The organism is Peribacillus sp. SIMBA_075, assembly GCF_046534585.1.
Genome location: NZ_JAWRYN010001390.1, coordinates 1 through 244, shown reverse-complemented (window position 1 = coordinate 244; position 244 = coordinate 1). Strand labels below are relative to the sequence as shown.

The following is a 244-nucleotide window of genomic DNA, read 5'->3' as shown; positions in this document are numbered from 1 at the left end:
CGATCACGAGATGGCTCCTTGCCCCGCTTTTTTGATCGCCTGCAAAGCTTGCGCGCGGTCTTGTTTACCGAAAATGGCAGATCCGGCCACAAAGACGTTCGCCCCTGCTTTTGCGCATGGAACGATCGTTTCTTCATTGATGCCGCCGTCGATCTGGATTTCGACAGACAAGCCTTTATCGTTAATCAGCTGGGATAATGCCTCAACTTTCGGGACGACTGAATGGATGAACTTCTGTCCGCCG

The 244-nt window shown here is 52.5% G+C and carries 1 pseudogene; it reads right to left on the bottom strand.

What is annotated here, in order from left to right:
- Positions 1 to 3 precede the first annotated feature (3 nt).
- Positions 4 to 244 (bottom strand): annotated as a pseudogene (locus tag SB775_RS32890) (ribulose-phosphate 3-epimerase); the annotation flags it as partial.